The following is a 22,741-nucleotide window of genomic DNA, read 5'->3' as shown; positions in this document are numbered from 1 at the left end:
GTTATATGAGGTGCAGGATGGGAAAAGAAAAATGGTGTTATATTAACTCTGGTCAATGTTCACCGGCATTTAATATGGCGTTAGATGAATGTTTATTAAATTGGCAAAGTGAAAAGAAAATGCCACCAACAATTCGTTTTTATGAATGGGAAGTACCAACATTAACAGTTGGGTATTTTCAACGTGTTGAAAAAGATATTAATATGGATGTAGTTAACGAAAAGAAATATGGATTCGTTCGTCGTCAAACAGGCGGCAGGGGTGTACTACATGACAAAGAGTTAACGTATAGTGTTATTGTGTCTGAAGATCATCCGAATATGCCGAAAACAGTTACAGAAGCGTATCGTGTTATTTCGCAAGGTTTATTAGATGGTTTTAAGGCATTAGGGTTAGAAGCATATTATGCAGTTCCAAAAACAGAAGCAGATCGTGAAAATTTAAAAAATCCACGTTCAGGCGTATGTTTTGATGCACCATCTTGGTATGAAATTGTAGTGGAAGGACGAAAAATTGCTGGTAGTGCTCAAACACGTCAAAAAGGTGTTATTTTACAGCATGGATCGATTCCATTAGAAATTGATTTAGATGAACTATATGATCTATTTTTATTCCCAAATGAACGTGTGAAGGAACGTATGAAGAGTATGTTCTCTTCTAAAGCAGTAGCAATTAATGAATTAACAGACCGTACATTTACGATAGAACAGTTAATTAAAGCGTTTGAAGTTGGCTTTGAAAAAGGATTGGATGTAGAACTTGTTCCATATGAATTAACAGAAGAACAGTTACATGAAGTTCAAACGTTAGCGAAAGAAAAGTATGAAAGTAATGAGTGGAATTATAAAAAATAAGAGGTGGCGATAGCCACCTCTTATTTTTTTATAATAAATTAAGTACTTTTTCTACTTTGATTCCTTTATCTTGTAAAGAACGAAGGCGACTTACAACGTCCATAATTTCTTTGTCAAATGTAACGCTAATACCTTGGCTTTGTAGTTCTTCTTTTAAGCTTTCAATAGAATCATCTATGTCGATGCCAAGCTCGTAATCTTGACAAACTTCAATTGTCTTTTTCACGAGTTTAACATAATTTTCTTGTAGTTTTGAATTTGTTTCAGTCAAAGCAGGCTGCTTCGGTTTTGCAGGAGCAACCGGTGCTGTCTCTTGCTTTGTAACTGGAGTAGGGACTGCTTTTTTCACAGGCGCTGGAGTAACTAGTTCTACAGCTGCTTCTACGCTTACTGGCTTCGGTGTCGGTACCGGAGTAGGCTTAGGTGCCATAGCAGGTGTTTCCACACGCGTAACAGGCTTAGGAGCAGGCGTAATTGCTTTTGGAGCTTCTACAACTACTTCTTTTTTCGGTGCTGCTTCTACCTGTGTTTCTTCTTGCTCGGCAGCTTCTTTATTTTCTTTACTCCACATAACGCGTTCAATTTCTAGAGAAACATTGTTTTTGTTCATCGCTGTTAATGTAACTTTACCAACTTCAGCGTTTCCAGTGAAATCAACAATTTTATAAATAACACTCTTGTTCCAATCCACGTTTCCGCTCAAAAATAATTCTTCGTTACATTTCGGCGTTAAGCCCTCGATTTTAATTTCTGCGTTTACACCGTTTTCACTATATACCATAATTAGCGAAGCATTTACATCTTCGTCTGCTAACATTAGTTCACGTACCATTTTGCCGGTGCGTACTTGCGTTTTCTTCTTAACTGACATCTAATTTCTCCTCTCAAAAATTCAGTAATAATAAAAAAATCGTATAACGAAAAATAATTGCTCACGAAGATTTATGATACCGATAATAAAAGCATCACGTCAACAATTAACTTTAATTATTTTGCATTTTTCTTATTTTCTTTATGAAATTTTTCAATTTGTAAAATTAGACAGAAGAAAAAACAGCCTTTTGAAGGGCTGTTAAAAATTTGATTTTTTGTATAGTAGTTTATATAAAATAAAAAATAAGATTGCGATTAAGGCGTTTTGCCAAAAGGTTAGATGATAAATGAGATAAGGTTGCTTTTGGAAATAAATATTTAAGAATACAGCGGAACAAAATGGAGTAGCAAATGCGAATCCAAATAGAATTCTTCTTTTCCAATTCATTTTCTGATCAAAGGAGTAACGCTTTAATAAATATAAAATAAATAGTATACCTAGTATAATTATTGAAACAGACAAAGTAGTTCCAAGGATGCTAAAAGGCGGACTTGATAATGTATTATTTTTTTCAAAGAGAAACATAAAAAATGAAATAATTGCATTTATGCCAAACTGTATAGCAAGAAGTAAGCTAACAGAAAATCCAATTAAAGAAGTTTTTTCTAACTTTGTTTGGGTTGGTAAAGCTGATATAAGTTCATCACAATAAGATTGTAAGTCATCACCAAAAATGTCATAAGCATTTTTATTTTCTACTTGTGCTTCGATAAGATGATCTAATATTTCTAACAAAAGTTCTTCTACTTGATGTTCGGGTACATTAGATAACCGAAGATATACTAGCATATCACCATAAGCAATTTCGTTTTCGGAAGTTAGAAGCTCACGTTTTTTATTATTCAATTCAATCATGTCTTGTGCATTCATCCCTATCACTCCCCCTGTAATAAGTTATTTACCGTAGTAGAAACCATTCCCCAGCTTTTTTTAAATTCTTCAAGTTGTTCTAGCCCTTTATCGGTTACGTGATAATATTTTCGCTTCGGACCGAGTGAGGAAGCTTTTAATGTGCCTTCGATCAATTTTTCTTTTTGCATACGTAATAATAATGGATAGATGCTTCCTTCGCTTACGAATGTAAAGCCATGTTTATTTAATTTTGTGCTCAGTTCATATCCGTACACTTCTTCTTGTGAAATGATGTATAGGATGCAACCTTCTAGTACACCTTTTAACATTTGGCTGTGCATGATTTCACCACCTTTTACTCAGGTAACTTGCGTTGCAAGGTAGCTGGTATCCAAATTATAACCCCCAGTAACTTGCAACGCAAGTTACTGGGGTGGAAAACTTTAATGTCCCCCATACTAACGAGAGGGCGAAAAGCATATGAGACCATTTATGCCAAAGCTCGTTTACTTTGAACGAAAGGCACTTGAATATCCACTTGGTTTTATAGTTGCGCCAATTTAAATGCATGAAGAATGGGAAGAAGGAACCGTAAACTATTTGAGCGACAAAGATATGACGATACCAAATTTAACGTTTGAATTGATTCAGCATCGTTTTCCAAAACCATCGGAAAATATGTATATAAAAAGGATGATGCAGCAGTATTAAAAGAAACGATAAGAGGTTATATAAATGAGTTTTTTCCTAATGCAGAAATACAATATTTTACTTAAGGGGGGTCTGTATGCAAATACAGATTCTTTTTTGTTTTATATATTTAGGCTCGTTTTCAACTTGTCACGTTATTCTTTCTGGTGTATCATTTTATTGATTGCTTCGTACGGAATAAGCAAAATGAACTTGGATGGAGGAAACCGATGCCTACCCCTAGTATGGAAGATTATATTGAACAAATTTATTTGTTGATTGATGAAAAGGGTTACGCCCGCGTATCTGATATTGCTGAAGCGCTTAGTGTACATCCATCCTCTGTAACAAAAATGGTGCAAAAATTAGACAAAGATGAATATCTAATTTATGAAAAATATAGAGGGCTTGTATTAACAACAAAAGGTAAAAAAATCGGAGAACGTCTCGTATATCGTCATGACTTGCTAGAGCAATTTATGCGTATTATCGGTGTGGATGAAAGTAAAATTTACAATGATGTAGAAGGAATTGAACATCATTTAAGTTGGGAAGCAATTGATCGCATTGGTGATTTAGTGGAATACTTTGAACAAGATGCAGTCCGAGTGGAAACACTTCGTGGTGTTCAAAGAGCAAATGAAGAGAAAAGTAATTAAGGGGAACGTATGGCGTTTCCTTTTTTATTTCAATTCGAAAAGGATGGGAGAATTATGAAAGCAATTATTTTTGATTTTGATGGATTAATTGTGGACACAGAAACGATATGGTTTCACTCTTTCAGAGATGCTGTTCGTGAATACGGCGGGGAACTACCTTTAGAGGAATTTGCGAAATGTATTGGAACAACAGATGAGGTACTTTATACATATTTAAATGATCAATTAAAAGAGAAGTTTAACAAAAGTGCATTAAAAGAAAAAGTGGCAACTTTACATAAAGAGAAAATGAGAATACCAGAAGCTCGTGACGGGGTAAAAGAATATTTAGAAGAAGCGAAAGAAATGGGATTGAAAATCGCACTGGCTTCTAGTTCGTCTAGAGAATGGGTTATTCATTTTTTAGAAGAGCTACAGATTCGAGAATATTTTGAAGTGATTAAAACGAGAGAAGATGTTGAGAAGGTAAAACCAGATCCAGCTCTTTATCGAGTTGCAATAGAAGAATTAGGAATTAAGCCGTCTGAAGCTGTTGTATTTGAAGATTCATTAAATGGATTGAGAGCAGCGGTTGCAGCGGGATTAACGTGCGTTGTTGTACCTAATGATGTGACACGGAATTTACCATTTGAAAATCATCATCTTCGAATTGAAAGTATGAGAGAGAAAAGTTTAAAAGAAGTGCTTCAAAGTATAAAAAAAGACCGTATTTCCTAAAAGGAAGCACGGTCTTTCTTTTTGCTTTTTTTGCCTTCAATGACAGTTAAATGAGACTGTTTTCTTTTTCGTTTCAAAGTGGGAGAATTCCCTTTTTTGCTTTTGTCATTAGAAGTATTTGACTTAAAGAAAGAATTGCCTAGGGGTGCTACATTTTGTTTCCCATGTTTGCGGTTCGATTGTTTTGCCGCACGCTTATATGAGCTTTGTGAATTTGCAGAACCATTGGAATTTGTAAACATCTTGTATAGCAAGTAAAAGATACCGACAACAAGTAACATGTACCCGATATTTCTTAATACACCCATGGGATTTGTAATAACAGATGAAACAAGGCCGAATATTGCCAATCCGATAATAAGCACAAATATAGCGAAAGTAAACGAACGACCGTTCATAAGGGACACCTCCTAAAAACGTATATTAAAATTAGTATATTAACGATGAGGAAAGGAGTTGAACACCATTTTTAAATAATTATTGTTTGTTCTCTAAACGTAATAATTCTTCAAACGATGCAATTGCTACTTCCACTTGATCATCTGTTGGTTCTTTCGTTGTTAATAGTTGTAGCCATAATCCAGGATATCCAAGTACGCGTAATACAGGAATATCTCGTAATCGATTTGTAAATTGCAATACTTCAAAAGAAATACCAAGTACAACTGGAATTAATAAAATTCGGTTTATAACTCGTGCCCAAAGAGGATCTGTAGGGACTAGGAAATAAACGAACATTCCAATAATGACTGTAAATATAATAAAGCTACTGCCGCATCTATAATGGAGACGAGTTTGCTTTTGAACGTTTTCTACAGTCAGAGGAAGGTTATTCTCGTAAGCATTGATTACCTTATGCTCTGCACCGTGATACTGAAATACCCGCTTAATAAGTGGGGTTAAAGAAATAAAGTATATATAGCTCAATAATAGCATGAGCTTAATGACACTTTCGACAATAATTTGCCCAGTATGAGATGGGAAAATCGGTCTCGTTAATTCAGCTAATAGTGCAGGAACTGCTGTGAAAATGACTTTACCGAATATAAAAGATAAAACGCCAACAGCTGCAACTCCTAATACCATCGTTAATTTTGATTGTTCTTCTTTTTTATTTGCAATTTGTTCATCATCTTCTGGGTGGACGTCAAATCGTTCTGAAGCGAAGTTTAAATGTTTTGCTCCATTCGCACTTGCATCCACAATAGCGGCAATCCCTCGTAAAAATGGAATTTTTTTTAGGGTAGATAGTACTTTATTACGAACGCGTGGTAATCGATAAAATTCAATCGATTTATCTTTACGACGAACCGCTGTAACAGTATATTCTCTACCGCCAAACATAACTCCTTCTATGACCGCTTGCCCGCCATATATTTGTTTTGACTCTTCTGTCATGTTAACACCAACCTGTATTTGTTTCTCTCTTATGTAGAAAAAGAGGCAATTGTCATACTGGGTTCTGTCGTTTTGAAATAAGACAATCACCGAGTTTCCTTTATTTTATCGGCAAATACAAGTAGATGACAAGGGAAAATGTTATGAGAGTCGGACATTTCTTATTCTTTTTATAGACAAATTTCGCAGGATTTAAACATGCTTCAAAATAGTTTCGGGCATACTATTGAGCGGAGGTGTCGATGTGAGTCAAGAACAATTAGGAACAAGGAATTTTGTGCAGATTGGTTTGTTTGGTGGAATCTTTTGGGGCGGGATATGGTATTTCCTTCATATATTTTCATTCACGGAGGCGGGCCCGAATTATTTCCTTTTACCATTTGCGTTTGGAAGTTGGAAAGAGGGTGTATGGGGCAATGTGTTCGGAATAGTGTGTATGGGACTTCTTTCAATTTTAATTGCCTTTTTGTATAAAGCATTTTTTGCAAAGTTTGAAGGGATTATAGCGGGAATTATTTATGGGCTATTTTGGTGGGCACTACTGTTTTTGGGGATGGGTTTAATGGCTCCTGTTATTAAAAGTGCGCTCCATTTACCAAAAGAGACAATTGTGACGACAATATGTATTTTTATATTGTATGGTGTGTTTATAGCATATTCTGTTTCTTACGCAGTAAATAGCAATAAAGCAGAACAAGAAGGGTAAGAGAAGACGAACTATTCAAATAAGTAACTCCTATGTTAAAATATTGTATAGATATTTAATATTAAGGAGTTTTAAGAATATGAAAAAGTTACTCCTCGTAAACGGTCCTAACCTAAATCGCCTCGGTGTTCGTGAGGTAAATGTATATGGAAAGGGCACGCTAACGACACTTGAAGCAGATATGAAGCAAGAAGCAGAAACAATGGGAGTGGAGTTAGAATGTTTCCAATCGAATCATGAAGGTGCCATTATCGACATTATTCATGAAGCGGAAGATATATATGAAGGGATCATTTTAAATCCGGGAGCATTTACGCATTATAGCTATGCGATTCGTGATGCCATTGCGAGCATTTCGATTCCTGTTATTGAAGTACATATTTCTAACATTCATCAGCGTGAATCGTTCCGTCATGAATCTGTGACGGCAGCTGTTTGTGCAGGTCAAATTGTAGGATTTGGTTTTTATGGCTATAAGTTAGCGTTATTTGCATTAATGGAGAAATTGAGGGAGGCATAAAGTAATGGAGAAAATTGAAAGATTACGAAGTGCATTTGATGAGGCTGGTATTGACGGTATTTTGTTAACAAATGAACATAGTCGTAGATATATGGCTAACTTCACAGGAACAGCAGGCGTTGTTCTTATTTCAAAAGATCGTGCTCAATTTATTACAGATTTCCGTTACGTCGAGCAGGCAAGTAAACAAGCGGTTGGATATGAGGTTGTACAGCACGCAGGATTGATCATTGATGAAGTGGCAAAGCAAGTGAAAGAGCTTGGAATTCAAAAGCTTGGTTTTGAGCAAGATACTCTTACATATAGTTCTTATTCAGTGCATAAGGAAGCGATTGATGCTGAATTTATCCCGACTTCTGGACTTGTAGAAAAGTTACGCTTGATAAAGACTGATTCAGAGATTAAGATATTAAAGGAAGCTGCACAGATTGCAGATGCTGCCTTTGAGCATATTCTATCATTCATTCGCCCGGGAGTATCTGAAATTGAAGTGTCAAATGAACTTGAATTTTTCATGAGAAAACAAGGAGCAACATCTTCTTCGTTTGATATTATCGTTGCTTCAGGTCTTCGTTCGGCATTACCGCACGGCGTGGCATCTGAAAAAGTGATAGAAACAGGAGATTTCGTTACATTAGACTTCGGCGCTTATTACAAAGGATATTGCTCTGATATTACTCGTACGATTGCAGTCGGTGAACCATCTGATAAATTAAAAGAAATTTATAATATCGTTTTAGAAGCACAACTACGTGGTGTGAACGGTATTAAAGCTGGTTTAACAGGTCGCGAGGCTGATGCGCTAACGCGTGACTACATAACGGAAAAAGGATATGGTGAATACTTTGGACACTCTACTGGTCATGGAATAGGTCTTGAAATCCATGAAGCACCAGGTTTAGCATTCCGTTCTCATACAGTACTTGAACCAGGTATGGCTGTAACAGTAGAACCAGGTATTTATATTCCAGGTATTGGCGGCGTACGTATTGAAGATGATATCATTGTGACAAGTGAAGGTAATGAAGTAATTACGAAATCACCAAAAGAACTTATTATTTTGTAATACACAGGAGGATTTTTTTACATGATTTCAGTAAACGATTTTCGTACAGGTTTAACAATTTCAGTGGACAATGCCCTTTGGCAAGTACTTGATTTCCAACACGTAAAGCCAGGTAAAGGTGCTGCATTCGTTCGTTCTAAACTACGTAATCTTCGTACAGGTTCTGTTCAAGAGAAAACATTCCGTGCAGGTGAGAAAGTAGAAAAAGCACACATCGAAAACCGTCGTATGCAATACTTATACGCAAGCGGTGAGGCTCACGTATTTATGGATAACGGAACTTATGAGCAAATCGAACTTGGTGAAAAACAAATCGAGCGCGAGCTTAAATTCCTAAAAGAAAACATGGAAGTAGCAATCATGACTTACCAAGGCGAAGTACTTGGTGTTGAACTTCCAAACACAGTTGAATTACAAGTTACAGAAACAGAGCCTGGTATTAAAGGTGATACTGCTTCTAACGTAACAAAACCAGCTACATTGGAAACTGGTCTTGTTGTACAAGTACCAATCTTCATTAACGAAGGCGAAATGCTTATCATCAACACTGGTGAAGGTAAATACGTTTCTCGTGCATAGTAAAAAAGCACTCGTGATAATTCACGAGTGCTTTTTTATAGGAAATAGGGTAGATAGTAAATAGCTGTTATTATAAAACTGACTAAAACAAGTGAAAGAGTACCCATAATAGATGGAGTCAAAACAATTTGAAATGGTTTTATTTCGCCAGTCTCAACGCCAGTTAATGTTTTACTTATTGCGTGATCTGTAATGTTATTTCTATGGTTACTCATAATAATTAACCACATAATTGCAAATATTGCTAAACTACCAAGGAAAAAGGTCTCTATAAATGACCAACCGACCAATAATGAAAAAAGATAAATAAGAGCTAATTCTACTACAACGGTTAAACTAACTTTCAATGCCTTCATATTTTTCCCCCTCATTCTTTAATTTCAACCAGTTTAAAAAATTTTCACGTGACACGACATGCAGAGAGCAAGGTGACTTTACTTCTTTCTCTAGTGCAGCGTGTTCGTCTGGAAACTTGTTTTCCACATGCAATGAAATATAAGGTAGTTTTTCTTGTGCTTTTAAAGAGCGGATATTATTCGTTTTAGCACCAGCAAATACGTAGGAAAGTTGTAAGTCTAAAAAGGCGATTTTAAAGATTTCTTTTTTAGCAGCCTCGTTATAGCCTTTTCCCCAGTACGGATAGCCGAGCCAACTACCAATGTGAGATTGCTTTTTCTCATTATTAATATGTTTAAGTGTGGTGAGGCCAATTATTTCATTTTCTTCATTCACAATCATTCTCGATAAGGATTTCTTTTGACGCTCTTCTTCTATTGCGAAAAGAAGAAATGTTTTCGTGTCTTCGATATTTTCTACCGTTATCCCCAATGCATTTTTTATATGTGGATCACTTGATAGCTCGAAAATCACATTTGTATAGCATAAATCTAGTGGTAATAAAGTGACGTGCTGCATGGTTTAAACCTCTTTTAAACTAAATATACCATAATATACCGTTAAATAATATGAATATTCAGATTTTAATTCAGACTTTAGAGAAAAATTATGTTTTTACTTCTGAAATAGACAACCTCTGCATATGGTTGTACAAATATATTCTTTTTTAGAATACGAAGTTAGTAACTGTTACGGGAGAAGGTGGAAGAATGAAACAGTGGCTAGCGGCAATGGAAACATCCGTGCTTGTTATGGGGGCACTTCGATTATTTTCAGGTAGTGCGGAGATATTTGCTGCTTTGCTTATGCTTTATGTGAATGATGCGAAGAAAGCGTTGTTTATAAATGGTATGTTGGCGTTTGTTGGACCTACCGTATTAATTTTAACAATGACAATTGGGATAGCGAGTGTAGCAAGTGAAATTTCTTTCTTGAAGCTCTTTTTTCTAGCGCTTGGAATTTGCTGTATTTTTATCGCATTACTGAAATAGTAAGTCGAGTATAGTGGGGAGAAGCCGATGAAAGAGGTATTAGAAGTTTTACCAAAAACGATGAAGTACTTAATTGAAGAATGTAAGCAATACGATGCTTTAGAGGAAATTCGTGTTCGAATTGGAAGGCCGCTAGAGTGTATTGCACACGGAAAGGTGTTTTTTTATGACTATATCACTACTGCAGAGGATGCTATTTACTTATTGAATAAGTTAAGTCAATTCTCAATTTATACGATGGAAGAGGAATTAAAACGTGGGTATGTGACGCTTCGCGGAGGGCATAGAATCGGGTTAGCAGGAAAAGTCATTACAGAAAAAAGCGCAGTGAAAATGATTCGTGATGTCTCTTCCTTTAATATTCGTATTGCTCGTCAAAAAATAGGGATTGCTGAACCGCTTTTGCCATATTTGTATGAAAAAAGGTGGTTAAACACGATGGTAATTGGCCCTCCCCAAACGGGAAAAACGACACTCTTAAGAGATGTAGCACGTTGCATGAGTCAAGGGGTAAGTGCTTCGGAAATTCCTTCCTGTAAAGTGGGGATCGTTGATGAACGGTCAGAAATTGCTGGTTGTGTGAAAGGGATCCCGCAATATGATTTTGGTACCCGAGTCGATGTGTTAGACGCATGTCCAAAGGCAGAAGGAATGATGATGATGATTCGTTCTATGAGTCCTGATATTTTGATCGTAGATGAAATTGGCCGTAAAGAAGATAGTGAAGCAATTATGGAGGCAGTGCATGCAGGTGTCCAGCTTTTTATAAGCGCACACGGATTTTCCTATGAGGATGTTGTGAGACGTCCATCGCTCAAGGCAGTGCTAGAGCTTGGTATATTTGATAGGTTTGTGGAGTTGTCAAAAGCGAGGGGTCCAGGAACGGTTATGCAGGTGAAAGATAAATATGGAAAACCAGTGTTATCAAATAGAAAGGCTGAGGGCGTATGGTGAAAATATTTGGTGCAGTGTTAATCGTTGCGGTCAGCACCTTTTTCGGGTTTTCGTACGCTAAAAGATACAGTGAGAGACCGAGGCAACTTAGGTTATTAAAATCAGCACTTCAATCATTAGAGGCAGAAATTATGTATGGACACACACCTTTATCTGAGGCTGCCGAGCGATTAGTTAAACAAATGCCAAAGCCATTAAATTGGATATTTCAAAGTTTCGCTAAAAAACTAGAAAGTGGAGAACAAACAGTAAGGGAAGCTTGGATAGATAGTTTGAAAGAGAATTGGAAGTTGACGGCTTTTCAACAAACCGAGTATGAAATACTGCAGCAATTTGGTGAAACGCTCGGGCAACATGATCGTGAATCACAACAAAAACATATTCGCTTATGTATTACACATTTGGAGAGAGAAGAAGAGGAAGCGAAAGCTTTACAACTGCAATACGAAAAAATGATTAAGAGCTTAGGGGTACTAGCAGGGCTACTTATTGTAATTTTACTGCTATAGGGGGGAGAAAGGCGATGTCCATTGATGTTGGATTAATATTTCAAATCGCCGGAATCGGCATTGTTTTAGCTTTCATTCATACTGTACTAAAAGAATTGAAGCGTGAGGATATTGCAAATTGGGTTATCCTTGTCGGTTTTGTCGTCATTTTATTTCATGTTGCATTTTTAATTAATACGCTATTCGACAAGATTAAAAGTGTCTTTCTCTTCCAGTAAAGGAGGCGGTTCGAATCGAAATTATACAAATTGTCGGATTAGGCCTCGTTGCTACGTTTTTAGCTGCTGTTTTGAACCAGCATAAATCTAGTATTACATCTTTATTTATTGTGTTCGTAGGTAGCGTGATGTTTCTTATTTTAATCGATCAAATTCATTCTATTTTACAAATGATTGAGAGAGTAGCGAGTGAAGCGAAAGTTAGCAACGTCTACGTGGAAACGTTACTAAAAATTATTGGAATTGCTTATATTGCCGAGTTTGGAGCTCAAATTACAAAAGATGCTGGTCAAGGTGCCATCGCTTCGAAAATTGAACTTGCTGGGAAAATCTTAATTCTCGTTATGGCAATTCCTATTTTGACGGTTGTAATTGAAACTATTCTCGGATTTTTACCGACGGGATAAGGGGGAGTGAATGTTGAGGAGGTTTGGAGCTAAGCTGCTATTTGCTTGCTTCCTTTTCTTTTCTTTACCGGTTGTTGTACAAGCTTCTCCTGTAGAAACAAACGTCGTTGATCAACAATTGGATAAGCTCGGAATTGAAGATGTGAAGCAATTTTGGGACGGGCTTGTTACAAAATATGGTGGCTATTTGCCAGAGAGTCAAAAAGGGAGTTTTATGGAGTTTGTAAAGGGAGAAAAAGAATTCTCTCTAAAAGAGTGGATGATAGGGTTATTAAAATATTTATTTCATGAGCTTGCAGCTAATGGAAAACTGCTTGGCACACTCATTATGCTCACAATCTTTAGTGCATTGTTGCAATCACTGCAATCCGCTTTTTCAAAAAGTAGTGTAAGTAAAATTGCTGATGCTGTTGTATATATGGTACTTATTATTTTTGCTTTAAATAGTTTTTATGTCGTTATGACATATGCAAGAGAAACGATACAAACAATGGTAGATTTCATATTAGCGCTATTGCCAATTTTATTGGCGCTTATAGCGACTGGTGGCGGGGTTGTATCTGTATCTTTCTTTCATCCGATTATCATTTTCTTAATGAATACAAGCGGGCTTCTTATGAATTATATCGTTCTACCGCTTTTATTACTGGCAACGATATTAAGTATTGTAAGTACAATGAGTGATCAATATAAAGTTACAAAATTGTCCAAGCTTCTGCAAAACGTTAGCGTTGGGATTATCGGTATCTTCTTAACGATTTTTTTAGGGGTATTATCTGTACAAGGAACAGCGACAGCCGTTGCTGATGGCATAGCTGTGAAAACTGCTAAATTTGTAACAGGAAACTTCATTCCAGTAGTTGGAAGAATGTTTACGGAAGCAGCAGATACTGTTATTAGCGCATCAGGATTATTGAAAAACACAGTCGGAATTATTGGGCTCGTCATTTTATGCTTAATTGTTGCTTTTCCTGCGATTCAAATTTTCTGTATTGCATTTATTTATAAATTCGCAGCAGCAGTATTACAACCGGTTGGCGGCGGAGCAATTATTCAATGTTTAGACATTATTGGAAGAAGCATCATTTACGTATTTGCTTGCTTAGCTATCGTATCATTTATGTTCTTTTTAAGTATTACAATTATTATTGCTGCGGGGAATATTACACTTATGATGCGGTAGGAGGTGAAGAGTATGCAATTTGTTACAGAGTGGATCAGAAATATTATCGTTTTTTTGCTCTTAGCGACAATGCTTCATCTTATTCTTCCAAATTCGAATTTGCAAAAATACGTTAAATTCGTTGTAAGTCTTTTGTTAGTCGTATTAATTTTAACACCCCTTTTTAAACTATTGCAGACAGATGTAAATGAAGTAATTGCAAATTTTAATGAAGAAAAGTACGTAGCAGAAGGATCTGTAAAAAATTCAATAGATTCGAAGAAAAAAGAAATACAAGCTCTAACACGTGCATATAGTTTAGAAGAGATGGCTACCAAAATGAAAAAAGAAGTAGGAAAAGAGTTTGAGAAAAAGTATGGTATGACTGTCTCTGAAATACAAATAGTCGCAGCAGAAAATATAGAAGAAGTAAAGTCAGCGAAAGATATTCAATCTGTTGTTGTGACGTTGAAAGAAAAAGAACGTAGTAAAAATGATGCAATCGAAACAGTAAAGCCAATTGAAATTAACACGAAAGAGCCTCCAAAAAAAGTGGAAGAAACGAATGGAGAAATGAAAGATTTCTTTTCAAGCAGGTGGCAACTAGAGGGTAAACAAATCCAAGTTCAGATGGAAGGGAGGACAGGTAGAGTAAATGGACAATAAAGATAAAAATTCGAAGTTCTCATTTTTTCGAAACTTATTGAATGGGGATCAAAAAGAAAGCAACGAGAAGGGTAAAAAGGTAACACCTAAGTTTTTACTTGTCCTACTCATACTTGGAATTTTGCTTATGTTTTCTAGTAGTCTCTTTTCAAGTAAAAAAGAAGAAGTACCTGTATTTAAAGAACAAAAAACTCAAAACCAAGAAAAAGACGTACCAACTTTCGGACAAAAAAGTAATGATAGTATGTCAAATGTAGAAAAATATGAAAAAGCGTATGAACAAGAATTAAAAACTGCTTTAGAAGAAATAGCAGGAGTAAAAGACGTAACGATTAAAGTGAATTTAGATTCATCTGAAGAAAAAATTTTAGAAAAAAATACAGTGAAACGCTCACAAACAACAGGTGAAACAGATAAAACAGGCGGTAAGAGAGAAGTAGAGGACGAGTCTCTTGATGAAAAGACTGTCATTATACGTGAAGGGGATAAAGAAACTCCTGTTGTTTTACGAACAGAGAAGCCGAAAGTACGTGGTGTTCTTGTAGTAGCAAAGGGAGTGGATAATATACAAGTTAAAGCAATGGTAAAAGAAGCTGTGATAAGGCTGCTAGATGTACCGGCCCATCGCGTTTCAGTTTCACCGAAAAATTGATAGGGAGGAAATAAAGTGTTAAAAAAACAAACAGTTTGGTTATTAACGATGTTAAGTTTAGTTGTTGTACTATCTGTGTATTACGTGACAACTCCTGACAAAATGAATACAGCATCGCCAACAACAGGTGAAAAGATTGGACAAGAAAAACAAGGTACTGATAAAGCAGTAACAAACGAAGCGCCTAAAGAAACTCCGAAAAAAGAAAATACAAGCAAAGAAACAACAAATAAAGAAACAGACAAAAAAGAAAATGCAAAAAAAGAAACAAGTAAAAAAGAGGGCAATGTATCAGTTCAATCAAGTGATGAGAATTTCACAGCTTTACGTATGCAAATGGAAGATCAGCGTAGTGAACAAAAAGCAAAATTACAAGAAGTGATGAGTTCAACAAAAGCTTCAGCAACAGAAAAGAATAAAGCGAAAGAAAATTTTGATGCCATTACGACAATGGAAACGAAGCAAGAATTACTTGAGACAGTAATTAAATCTCAAGGAGGATATCCAGATGCTCTTGTAAGAGCTGATGGTACTGATATTAGAGTAACGGTTAAAGCGGCAAAACATTCACAGAAAGAAGCAAATAAAATTATTCAACTTGTAAGAAGTGAAGGCGGATCAAAAGATGTAGGTGTGAAATTTGATCCACCAGCGAAATAAGTGAAACCTTAATCCGTAGGGATTTCCCTACGGATTATTATCTTTTACTAAGCAAAGGGTATGCAAATAGTAAAATAGAGTATGTAAGTAAACGTGTGTATAGAAAAAAGCTATCATTTTCGATAGCTTTTTTCTATTTCGTCTTTGTAATTATTTTTACTATGTTCAACTCGGAATGGAGAAACACGTTGTGAGTAAAAGATTAATGGTTCATGGTACTGATGATTACTTTTTCCGGATTTGACGTGGATGCAAAGAACGCATGCCCAAACGATTACGGCAGGTAAAAAGAGAATGAGCCATATCATATTTCCACACCTCGACACAATATATTTTCTACACTTTGAACATACTATTCTTATATGAAGGAATGATGAATGGCGTGTAAACAAAAAAATAATATTTGGTAAAAATATGTTGTTGACTATAGATGTGTGAAGAGTGTAGAGGGGATGGCATGTTTGCTGTGTAACGTTTTGAAAAAGTAGTGAATGTTTTTTAAGAAGTGGTCTTGCCAATTTCGTGTGAAACTTGGTATTATTACTAGGTATTAAATTTTTGTTGGAATAATATTTTTACAGGAGTTTCGATTTATTATAAAGAAATATAAATTGGAATGTTTAAAAAATTTATCGTAAGATGGAAATAGTAAATATTTCTATTAGTTAATGAAATATATTTTCTAATAGAATACATCGTATTTTTACAGTCAATCTAGTTTTCGTGACGAGAATCTGTAAAAACGGGACAAACAAGAGTATGGGAGTGGATTTTACATGTTTAAAATTCAAGAAGTTCGCGAATTAATTAAATTAATTGATAGCTCTAATATTGATGAATTTGAATACAAAAAAGACGGTACAACAATCAAAATGAAAAAGCGTGGTAATGAAGTTGTTGCTGTGCAAGCACCTGCAGCAAAACAAGCTATGCAACCAGTAGCGCCTGTTGAAGTTGAAACGAAAGTAGCAGCAGCACAAGCAGAAGCGCCAAAACAAGAAGAGAAGAAGGTTGTTCAAAATGAAAACCTACATAAAATCACATCACCGATGGTAGGTACATTCTATTCTTCTTCTTCGCCTGATACACCTCCATATGTAAGTGTTGGGGATAGAGTATCGAAAGATTCTATCGTATGTATTGTCGAGGCTATGAAGTTATTTAACGAAATTGATGCTGATGTAGAGGGCGAAATTGTTGAAATTCTTGTTAATAACGGACAGCTTGTTGAGTATGGACAACCGCTATTTCTTGTAAAAGCGTAATAAGGGAGTCTTTGTGATGATAAAAAAAGTATTAATAGCCAATCGTGGGGAAATTGCTGTACGAATTATTCGTGCTTGTAAAGAAATGGATATTGAAACAGTTGCAATTTATTCAGAAGCAGATAAAGAGTCACTTCACGTACAGATTGCAGACGAGGCGTATTGTGTAGGACCAACGATTTCGAAAGAAAGCTATTTAAATTTGACAAACATTATTAGCGTTGCGAAGTTAACAGGCTGCGATGCTATTCATCCGGGATACGGATTTTTAGCAGAGAATGCAGATTTCGCAGAGTTATGCCGTGAATGTAACTTGATTTTTATCGGTCCAAGTCCAGAAGCTATTTCAAAGATGGGCACAAAAGACGTTGCTCGTGATACAATGAAAGAAGCAGGGGTTCCGATTGTACCAGGTTCACAAGGGATTATTAAAAATACCGAAGAAGCGATCGAGCTTGCTAATCAAATTGGATATCCAGTTATTATTAAAGCGACTGCAGGTGGCGGTGGAAAAGGTATTCGTGTTGCACGCCATGAAGAAGAGCTTATAAAAGGAATTCAAATTACACAGCAAGAAGCTAGTACCGCTTTTGGGAACCCTGGTGTATACTTAGAAAAGTACGTTGAAGATTTCCGCCATGTTGAGATTCAAATAATGGCAGATACACACGGAAATGCCATTCATTTAGGAGAGCGTGATTGTACAATTCAGCGCCGTTTGCAAAAACTATTAGAAGAAAGTCCATCACCTGCACTTGATGAAGATATTCGCAAGCAGATGGGTGAAGCGGCAGTTAAAGCGGCGGTAGCGGTTGATTATACAGGTGCTGGTACGGTTGAGTTTATTTATGAATATAAAACGAAAACCTTTTATTTCATGGAGATGAATACGAGAATTCAGGTTGAGCATCCGGTTACTGAAATGGTAACGGGAATGGACTTAATTAAAGAGCAAATTCTTGTTGCTTCAGGAGAAAAGTTATCGTTACAGCAAGAAGAAGTACAATTTAATGGTTGGGCAATTGAATGTCGAATTAATGCGGAAAACCCTGCCAAAAAATTTATGCCATCTCCAGGTAAAGTAGAAATGTACTTACCACCAGGAGGATTTGGTATTCGCGTCGATTCAGCTGTATATCCGGGATATTCAATCCCACCTTTCTATGATTCGATGGTTGCTAAATTAATTGTTCACGGAAAAACACGTGAAGAGGCAATTGCAAAAATGAAGCGCGCACTTAGTGAATTTGTCATTGAAGGCGTACATACAACAATCCCGTTCCATTTGCAATTGCTAGATCATCCTGATTTTGTAAAAGGTGAGTTTAATACGAAATTTTTGGAAGAGCATGAACTTGTGACGCAGTGATACATTAAAGGAGGTTTTTTTCATGGCTGAACATATGTTAGATATGGGTCAAGATACAACTCTTGGTAAAGTAGAAATTGCACCAGAAGTAATTGAAGTAATTGCAGGTATTGCAGCTGCTGAAGTAGAAGGTGTAGCGGCAATGCGCGGTAATTTTGCTACAGATGTTGTTGAGAAGTTAGGTAAGAAAAATCATGGTAAAGGTGTAAAGGTTGAATTAGCAAACGAAGATATTATCGTTGACCTTTATGTTGTAATGTATTTTGGTGTAGCAATTCCAGTTGTTGCACAAAAGATTCAAGACAATATTCGCCAAGCACTCTTTACAATGACAGGACTTGAGCCAAAAGAAGTGAATGTTCACATCGTTGGCGTAACATTCGAAACACAAAAAACAGAAATCGAACCAGTGTAAGAATGAAAAGGTGCCTAGTAACATAGGCATCTTTTTTATCGTTTCATTTCTTCACAAATTACAACCCTCTAATTATTATACTATTTCAAAAAATAAGAAATAAACAAGAAAATGTGTCGTTTTTCCAAAAAACGTACATTGTGATAAGATATGGAACTTGAAGTTAATCTTTTTATTATTTTTCAGCCTTGTAACCCGTGTGTGAAACGATAAATTGTGTTATTATCATTGTATTATAAGGTTGGAAAATCAATGAAAACTGTAAGAGTAAGTGAATTGACGGCTTATAAATTATAATAATATAACAAAGTATAAGGAAAGACTTGAAGCATAAAGGAGAGTTACAATGAAACGTAGGACGGCTAGAGAAAGAGCAATGCAAGCATTATACCAAATGGATATTACAGGTGAATTAGAACCGAAAGTAGCAGTGGAAAACACGCTGGATGAAGGCGAAGAAACAAATGAGTTTCTAGAGTCACTTGTAGTAGGTTTTGTAGAAAATAAAGAAGTAATCGATGAAGCAATTCGTCAAAACTTAAAAAAGTGGAAGCTTGAGCGTATTAGTATTGTTGATCGCAGTATTTTACGTGTAGCTGTGTATGAAATGAAGTACATGGAAGAAATTCCACACAACGTAACAATTAACGAAGCAATTGAAATTGCAAAAACATTTGGGGATGAGGAATCTCGTCGTTTTATTAACGGCGTTTTATCTAATATAAAAGATACACTGTAAATTCTTTAAGGGGGAATCTTAAAATGGTAGCAGTAATCATCAAAGGAAATGAAGTTGCGGAGAAAAAACGAGCACAATTAACAGAAGAAGTTGTGAAGTTGAAAGAGCAAGGTATTGTACCAGGATTAGCAGTTATTTTAGTTGGAGAAGATCCAGCATCTCGTTCTTATGTGAAAGGAAAAGAAAAAGGCTGTGAACAAGTAGGGATTTACTCAGAGCTAATTGAACTTCCTGAAACAATTACTGAGGAACGTTTGCTTGCTGAAATCGATCGCTTAAATGGCGATGACCGTATTAATGGCATATTAGTGCAATTACCTTTACCAAAACATATTGAAGAAAAAGCTATCATTGAAAGAATTTCACCAGAAAAGGATGTAGACGGATTTCACCCAATCAGCGTGGGACGTATGATGACGGGACAAGATACATTCCTTCCGTGTACACCGCATGGTATTGTAGAATTAGTAAAAGAAACAAATCTTGATATTTCTGGAAAACATGTAGTAGTAATTGGAAGAAGTAATATTGTCGGTAAACCAGTGGGACAATTGTTTTTAAATGAAAATGCCACTGTAACATATTGTCATTCTAAGACGCAAAATATGAAAGAGTTATCGAAGTTAGCTGATATTTTAATCGTAGCTGTTGGACGACCTAAAATGATAACAGCGGATTATATTAAAGAAGGAGCGGTTGTAATTGACGTTGGTGTTAACCGTTTAGAAACAGGAAAACTTTGTGGTGATGTTGACTTTGACAACGTGTTAGATGTTGCGGGTTACATTACACCTGTGCCAAAGGGTGTTGGTCCAATGACAATCACAATGCTTCTTCATAATACTGTTGAATCTGCCAAACGTGCAGGTGTCGTTTGTAAATAATTTGAGTCGGCTATGAGGAGAGAGAAATGGAGAAGCAATATTTAACCGTTACAGCGTTAACACGCTATATAAAAACAAAAATAGAATATGATCCGCATTTGCAGTCTGTTTGGTTAAAAGGTGAAATTTCCAACTTTAAAAATCATAGCCGTGGCCACATGTATTTTACATTGAAAGATGAAAATGCAAGAATCGCAGCGGTTATGTTTGCGGGCCATAATCGTAATATTAAATTCAAACCTGAAAATGGGATGAAGGTACTCGTGAAAGGGAAAATCTCTGTTTACGAGGCGAGTGGTTCTTATCAAATTTATATTCAAGACATGCAGCCTGACGGAGTCGGGAATTTACATTTAGCGTACGAACAGTTAAAAGTTCGTTTAGAAGAAGAAGGACTTTTTTCTCAAGTTTATAAAAAAGCGATTCCTCCTTACGCTAAAACAATAGGTGTGATTACGTCGCCAACAGGAGCAGCGATTCGTGATATTATAACAACGATTAAACGTCGTTATCCAATTGGGAATGTTATTGTATTTCCGGTACTTGTACAAGGGGAGTCAGCGGCTCCCTCGATTGTACAAGCGATTCGTACAGCGAATGAAATGGGAGAGATAGATGTACTAATCGTTGGTCGTGGTGGAGGTTCTATTGAGGAATTATGGGCTTTCAATGAGGAAATGGTTGCAAGAGCAATCTTTAAGAGTGAAATTCCTATTATTTCGGCAGTAGGCCATGAAACGGATTTTACAATCGCAGATTTTGTTGCAGATTTACGCGCGCCAACACCGACTGCAGCAGCTGAGCTGGCAGCACCTAACATTATAGAGTTACAAGAAAAAGTATTACAAAGAACTCTGAGATTGCAAAGAGCAATGAGAGAGTTAGTACATAAAAAAGAAGAAAAACTACAAGTGTTGCAAAAATCGTATGCGTTCCGTTATCCAAGACAAGTATATGAGCAAAAGGAAGAGCAATTAGATAGAGCGTTAGAACAGCTTGTTTTAGCGAAAGAGCGCTATATTGATAAAAAGGTGAATCAGTTAAAGCAACTTTCATTTTATTTAGAGAAGCACCACCCATCTCAAAAAATTATGCAAACGAAGGTAGCTGTTGAAACGTTGCAAAAGCAATTACAACGTGAAATGCAAACGTTACTTCAAACGAAAGAATTTGCCTTTGTAAGAGCTGCTCAAAAACTTGAAGCGTTAAGTCCGCTTAAAGTAATGATGAGAGGGTACGGGCTTGTATATGATGAAGAGAAGCAAGTGTTAAAAAGTGTGAAAGATGTAAGCCTTGGAGATGCTGTTTCAGTTCAATTACAAGATGGAATACTAGATTGTAGCGTATCAGGCATAGAGGAGCGTGAATTGAATAATGGAAAATAAATTAAGCTTTGAAGAGGCAATTTCGCAACTTGAGCATCTTGTTTCTAAGCTAGAACAAGGTGACGTACCTTTAGAAGAAGCGATTTCTTATTTTAAAGAAGGTATGGAATTATCTAAGCTTTGTGATGAGAAGCTGAAGAATGTACAAGAACAAATGGCAGTTATTCTTGGGGAAGATGGAGAGCTTGAACCGTTTACTGCTTTAGGAGATGAAGCATAGTGACGATTGCTTTTGATACTTTTTTGAAAGAAAGTAAAACTTTCGTAGAAGAAAAACTTGTAAGCTATGCAAATGAATTACAATGTCCAAATGTACTTCGTGAAGCGATGGCATATTCTTTGGAAGCGGGTGGAAAACGTCTCCGCCCGTTACTTTTGTTTGCAACATTACAAGCGTTTGGGAAAGAAAGAAATCTTGGAGTAGGTGCAGCTTGTGCTCTTGAAATGATTCATACATATTCATTAGTTCATGATGATTTACCTTGTATGGATGATGATGATTTAAGAAGAGGAAAGCCCACAAATCACAAAGTATTTGGTGAAGCGATGGCAGTTTTAGCAGGAGATGGCTTATTGACGTATGCTTTTCAAGTTATTATGGCATATGAGCAAAAAGAAATTTCTGCCGAAAAAAAAGTAAGACTTGTACTTGAACTTGCAAAAGCAGCAGGACCAGAAGGAATGGTTGGCGGACAAGTGGCAGATATGGAAGCTGAAGGGAAACGCCTTACGATTGATGAATTGGAGTACATCCATAAACATAAGACCGGAAAACTGCTTGAATTTGCTGTACTTGCGGGTGCGATACTTTCTGATGCGACAGAAGAGCAAGAAGAAAAGTTGCTTACGTTTGCCAAATATATCGGTCTAGCTTTCCAAATTCGAGATGATATTTTAGATGTCGAAGGAACTGAAGAAGAGATTGGAAAACCGATTGGTAGCGATCTTTCTAATGAAAAGAGCACATATACAACGTTGTTTACTGTAGATAGAGCAAAAGATATTTTAGAAGAAACAATTGCAGAAGCAAAAGGTGCGATTAGTTCCTTGCAATTACAAGATGAATATTTACTATCTATTTGTGATTTGATTGCAAAACGTAATAACTAATATAACAGCGTTTTCATTTGTTGAGTCATTCATCATTTTATGA

At 36.2% G+C, this 22,741-nt stretch carries 32 protein-coding genes and 1 pseudogene; 25 read left to right on the top strand and 8 right to left on the bottom strand.

Translation table 11 applies throughout. From position 1 onward, the window contains the following. The first annotated feature begins 17 nt into the window (after nt 1-17). Complete coding sequence (locus NST86_RS21380; protein WP_000514081.1) at nt 18-854, top strand: lipoate--protein ligase family protein; 837 nt, start codon at nt 18-20, stop codon at nt 852-854. A gap of 28 nt (nt 855-882) precedes the next feature. Here NST86_RS21380 and NST86_RS21375 read toward each other — a convergent pair whose 3' ends face one another. The 3 genes from NST86_RS21375 to NST86_RS21365 form a co-directional block, all read right to left on the bottom strand. After that, a complete protein-coding gene (locus NST86_RS21375; RefSeq protein WP_000111900.1) occupies nt 883-1,725 on the bottom strand; it encodes a hypothetical protein in 843 nt (280 codons plus the stop codon). Nucleotides 1,726-1,926: 201 nt separating this feature from the next. Further along, nucleotides 1,927-2,598: a DUF1129 family protein gene (locus tag NST86_RS21370; protein WP_000993591.1), complete on the bottom strand. Its 672-nt coding sequence runs from the start codon at nt 2,596-2,598 to the stop codon at nt 1,927-1,929. A 5-nt stretch (nt 2,599-2,603) separates the two neighbouring features. Further along, complete coding sequence (locus NST86_RS21365) at nt 2,604-2,921, bottom strand: PadR family transcriptional regulator (RefSeq protein ID WP_000556081.1); 318 nt, start codon at nt 2,919-2,921, stop codon at nt 2,604-2,606. A gap of 190 nt (nt 2,922-3,111) precedes the next feature. On the opposite strand from NST86_RS21365, the pseudogene NST86_RS21360 reads away from it, so the two are divergent. The 3 genes and pseudogenes from NST86_RS21360 to NST86_RS21350 all read left to right on the top strand — a co-directional run. Beyond that, a pseudogene (locus NST86_RS21360) lies at nt 3,112-3,356 on the top strand (spore photoproduct lyase family protein); the annotation flags it as partial. Between the two features lie 144 nt (nt 3,357-3,500). Beyond that, nucleotides 3,501-3,929 (top strand): transcriptional regulator MntR, encoded by a 429-nt coding sequence (mntR, locus tag NST86_RS21355; RefSeq protein WP_001143083.1) that lies wholly within the window; start codon nt 3,501-3,503, stop codon nt 3,927-3,929. A 54-nt stretch (nt 3,930-3,983) separates the two neighbouring features. Then, the gene (locus tag NST86_RS21350; protein ID WP_025966333.1) at nt 3,984-4,646 is read left to right on the top strand and encodes an HAD family hydrolase; all 663 of its coding nucleotides are present in this window, start codon (nt 3,984-3,986) and stop codon (nt 4,644-4,646) included. Here NST86_RS21350 and NST86_RS21345 read toward each other — a convergent pair. Then, nucleotides 4,643-5,044, bottom strand: coding sequence for an SA1362 family protein (locus tag NST86_RS21345; RefSeq protein ID WP_001014459.1), 402 nt, complete (start codon nt 5,042-5,044; stop codon nt 4,643-4,645). The two genes, NST86_RS21350 and NST86_RS21345, sit on opposite strands and share 4 nt — an antisense overlap. 79 nt (nt 5,045-5,123) lie before the next feature. Continuing rightward, a complete protein-coding gene (locus NST86_RS21340; protein WP_000134186.1) occupies nt 5,124-6,044 on the bottom strand; it encodes a DUF1385 domain-containing protein in 921 nt (306 codons plus the stop codon). Nucleotides 6,045-6,288: 244 nt separating this feature from the next. Here NST86_RS21340 and NST86_RS21335 point away from each other — a divergent pair, with 244 nt between their 5' ends. The 4 genes from NST86_RS21335 (at nt 6,289) to efp (ending at nt 8,915) form a co-directional block, all read left to right on the top strand. After that, nucleotides 6,289-6,750: a YqhR family membrane protein gene (locus NST86_RS21335; RefSeq protein ID WP_000076880.1), complete on the top strand. Its 462-nt coding sequence runs from the start codon at nt 6,289-6,291 to the stop codon at nt 6,748-6,750. Nucleotides 6,751-6,829: 79 nt separating this feature from the next. Beyond that, nucleotides 6,830-7,270, top strand: coding sequence for a type II 3-dehydroquinate dehydratase (gene aroQ / locus NST86_RS21330; RefSeq protein WP_000735147.1), 441 nt, complete (start codon nt 6,830-6,832; stop codon nt 7,268-7,270). 4 nt (nt 7,271-7,274) lie between these two features. Then, nucleotides 7,275-8,336, top strand: a complete 1,062-nt coding sequence (gene pepQ, locus NST86_RS21325; protein ID WP_000411041.1) for a Xaa-Pro dipeptidase — start codon at nt 7,275-7,277, stop codon at nt 8,334-8,336. Between the two features lie 21 nt (nt 8,337-8,357). Continuing rightward, complete coding sequence (gene efp, locus NST86_RS21320; protein ID WP_000626516.1) at nt 8,358-8,915, top strand: elongation factor P; 558 nt, start codon at nt 8,358-8,360, stop codon at nt 8,913-8,915. A 35-nt stretch (nt 8,916-8,950) separates the two neighbouring features. Here efp and NST86_RS21315 read toward each other — a convergent pair whose 3' ends face one another. Then, nucleotides 8,951-9,271, bottom strand: a complete 321-nt coding sequence (locus NST86_RS21315; protein ID WP_000645695.1) for a hypothetical protein — start codon at nt 9,269-9,271, stop codon at nt 8,951-8,953. Then, entirely contained in the window at nt 9,252-9,830 is a 579-nt protein-coding gene (locus tag NST86_RS21310) for a GNAT family N-acetyltransferase (RefSeq protein WP_016118619.1), read from the bottom strand. The genes NST86_RS21315 and NST86_RS21310 overlap by 20 nt, the downstream gene beginning before the upstream one ends. A gap of 191 nt (nt 9,831-10,021) precedes the next feature. Here NST86_RS21310 and NST86_RS21305 point away from each other — a divergent pair, with 191 nt between their 5' ends. Genes NST86_RS21305 through NST86_RS21265 form a run of 9 tightly spaced genes read left to right on the top strand, consistent with a single transcriptional unit; the run spans nt 10,022 to nt 15,531 of the window. Further along, complete coding sequence (locus NST86_RS21305) at nt 10,022-10,303, top strand: YqhV family protein (RefSeq protein ID WP_000816050.1); 282 nt, start codon at nt 10,022-10,024, stop codon at nt 10,301-10,303. A gap of 27 nt (nt 10,304-10,330) precedes the next feature. Then, nucleotides 10,331-11,257 (top strand): stage III sporulation protein AA, encoded by a 927-nt coding sequence (spoIIIAA, locus tag NST86_RS21300; RefSeq protein WP_000665905.1) that lies wholly within the window; start codon nt 10,331-10,333, stop codon nt 11,255-11,257. Next, on the top strand, nt 11,251-11,766 hold the full coding sequence (gene spoIIIAB, locus NST86_RS21295; protein WP_000238702.1) for a stage III sporulation protein SpoIIIAB: 516 nt from the start codon (nt 11,251-11,253) through the stop codon (nt 11,764-11,766). Before spoIIIAA ends, spoIIIAB begins: the two co-directional genes overlap by 7 nt. Before the next feature lie 14 nt (nt 11,767-11,780). After that, nucleotides 11,781-11,984 (top strand): stage III sporulation protein AC, encoded by a 204-nt coding sequence (spoIIIAC, locus tag NST86_RS21290; RefSeq protein ID WP_000020914.1) that lies wholly within the window; start codon nt 11,781-11,783, stop codon nt 11,982-11,984. 23 nt (nt 11,985-12,007) lie between these two features. Then, entirely contained in the window at nt 12,008-12,391 is a 384-nt protein-coding gene (spoIIIAD, locus tag NST86_RS21285; RefSeq protein WP_077393170.1) for a stage III sporulation protein AD, read from the top strand. A 10-nt stretch (nt 12,392-12,401) separates the two neighbouring features. Then, nucleotides 12,402-13,574: a stage III sporulation protein AE gene (gene spoIIIAE / locus NST86_RS21280; protein ID WP_000946110.1), complete on the top strand. Its 1,173-nt coding sequence runs from the start codon at nt 12,402-12,404 to the stop codon at nt 13,572-13,574. Nucleotides 13,575-13,586: 12 nt separating this feature from the next. Further along, nucleotides 13,587-14,219: a stage III sporulation protein AF gene (gene spoIIIAF, locus NST86_RS21275; RefSeq protein ID WP_016111659.1), complete on the top strand. Its 633-nt coding sequence runs from the start codon at nt 13,587-13,589 to the stop codon at nt 14,217-14,219. Beyond that, a complete protein-coding gene (spoIIIAG, locus tag NST86_RS21270; RefSeq protein WP_000368890.1) occupies nt 14,209-14,871 on the top strand; it encodes a stage III sporulation protein AG in 663 nt (220 codons plus the stop codon). Before spoIIIAF ends, spoIIIAG begins: the two co-directional genes overlap by 11 nt. 15 nt (nt 14,872-14,886) lie before the next feature. After that, a complete protein-coding gene (locus tag NST86_RS21265; protein WP_000914723.1) occupies nt 14,887-15,531 on the top strand; it encodes a SpoIIIAH-like family protein in 645 nt (214 codons plus the stop codon). A gap of 113 nt (nt 15,532-15,644) precedes the next feature. Here NST86_RS21265 and NST86_RS21260 read toward each other — a convergent pair whose 3' ends face one another. Then, nucleotides 15,645-15,839 carry a hypothetical protein gene (locus NST86_RS21260; protein ID WP_002000935.1) on the bottom strand — a complete coding sequence of 65 codons (195 nt, stop codon included), beginning with the start codon at nt 15,837-15,839 and terminating at the stop codon, nt 15,645-15,647. A gap of 468 nt (nt 15,840-16,307) precedes the next feature. Between NST86_RS21260 and accB the strand changes: the two genes are divergently transcribed. From accB to ispA, 8 genes are all read left to right on the top strand, one after another. Then, nucleotides 16,308-16,796 (top strand): acetyl-CoA carboxylase biotin carboxyl carrier protein, encoded by a 489-nt coding sequence (gene accB, locus NST86_RS21255; RefSeq protein WP_000472861.1) that lies wholly within the window; start codon nt 16,308-16,310, stop codon nt 16,794-16,796. Nucleotides 16,797-16,812: 16 nt separating this feature from the next. Continuing rightward, nucleotides 16,813-18,165 (top strand): acetyl-CoA carboxylase biotin carboxylase subunit, encoded by a 1,353-nt coding sequence (gene accC, locus NST86_RS21250; RefSeq protein ID WP_000592870.1) that lies wholly within the window; start codon nt 16,813-16,815, stop codon nt 18,163-18,165. Between the two features lie 22 nt (nt 18,166-18,187). Next, on the top strand, nt 18,188-18,580 hold the full coding sequence (locus NST86_RS21245) for an Asp23/Gls24 family envelope stress response protein (protein ID WP_000807630.1): 393 nt from the start codon (nt 18,188-18,190) through the stop codon (nt 18,578-18,580). A 346-nt stretch (nt 18,581-18,926) separates the two neighbouring features. Next, entirely contained in the window at nt 18,927-19,319 is a 393-nt protein-coding gene (gene nusB, locus NST86_RS21240) for a N utilization substance protein NusB (protein ID WP_000830249.1), read from the top strand. 23 nt (nt 19,320-19,342) lie between these two features. Beyond that, nucleotides 19,343-20,203 (top strand): bifunctional methylenetetrahydrofolate dehydrogenase/methenyltetrahydrofolate cyclohydrolase FolD, encoded by an 861-nt coding sequence (gene folD, locus NST86_RS21235; RefSeq protein WP_000226732.1) that lies wholly within the window; start codon nt 19,343-19,345, stop codon nt 20,201-20,203. A gap of 26 nt (nt 20,204-20,229) precedes the next feature. After that, nucleotides 20,230-21,588, top strand: coding sequence for an exodeoxyribonuclease VII large subunit (xseA, locus tag NST86_RS21230; RefSeq protein ID WP_000415249.1), 1,359 nt, complete (start codon nt 20,230-20,232; stop codon nt 21,586-21,588). Continuing rightward, a complete protein-coding gene (gene xseB, locus NST86_RS21225; RefSeq protein ID WP_000428423.1) occupies nt 21,578-21,808 on the top strand; it encodes an exodeoxyribonuclease VII small subunit in 231 nt (76 codons plus the stop codon). The genes xseA and xseB overlap by 11 nt, the downstream gene beginning before the upstream one ends. Beyond that, nucleotides 21,808-22,698 (top strand): (2E,6E)-farnesyl diphosphate synthase, encoded by an 891-nt coding sequence (gene ispA / locus NST86_RS21220; RefSeq protein WP_000150374.1) that lies wholly within the window; start codon nt 21,808-21,810, stop codon nt 22,696-22,698. Before xseB ends, ispA begins: the two co-directional genes overlap by 1 nt. Nucleotides 22,699-22,741: the final 43 nt, after the last annotated feature.

This window comes from Bacillus sp. FSL L8-0199 (assembly GCF_038005705.1).
Classification (GTDB): Bacteria; Bacillota; Bacilli; order Bacillales; family Bacillaceae_G; genus Bacillus_A; species Bacillus_A cereus.
Note: the sequence above shows the minus strand (reverse complement) of the source record. Positions and strands in the feature narration are given on the sequence as shown.